The following is a 616-nucleotide window of genomic DNA, read 5'->3' as shown; positions in this document are numbered from 1 at the left end:
AATATCCTTATATTTATAAAATAAAAATCTCTTTTCTAGAGATTTATATTTTATATAAACTCCAGAAAAGAGATTTTTATTAAAGTATTTTAAAATTATATTTCAGTACGTACAAATCGCCAAGTTAAGAAAGAAGCCACAAGATAAGCAATACTCATTACCAAGAAAGCAATAGTTGCTCCATTGTACCAACTATGTGCTTCATGAAGTACTACCCCCATTATAGCGACACCTACTAACGCCCCAACTTGACGATTAGCATTTAATGTAGCTCCTGCTATATTTGCATGTTCCTTACCTGCTGCCTGCATTACAGTAGCAGTCATTGCCGGGACCGCAACGCCTACTCCTAAATTAGCAATCGCATAAATAACAGCCAATATCCAATAGGGTGCACTAGAAACACTAAACATTAAAAGTAGTGAACCTATTCCCGCTATTGTAATCGATACTAACATTGGAATTTTAACTCCTAAACGTGTTGTTAATCGTGCAAATAATAGATTTCCTATTACAAACACCGCCACAATCGGTAATAATTCCACGCCAGCTATAAAAGGGCTTGCTCCTTTTGCTTTTTGAAGAAATAAACCAAACATGAAAATTCCTCCACATA

General features: G+C 35.1%; 1 protein-coding gene. It reads right to left on the bottom strand.

All coding sequences use genetic code 11. The features are described from left to right. Positions 1–95: 95 nt before the first annotated feature. The coding region (locus KVT37_RS31775; protein ID WP_217578960.1) for an MFS transporter at positions 96–616 on the bottom strand (521 nt) is incomplete at its 5' end.

This window comes from Mesorhizobium sp. GbtcB19, assembly GCF_019091085.1.
Lineage (GTDB): Bacteria > Pseudomonadota > Alphaproteobacteria > Rhizobiales > Rhizobiaceae > Mesorhizobium.
Note: the sequence above shows the minus strand (reverse complement) of the source record. Positions and strands in the feature narration are given on the sequence as shown.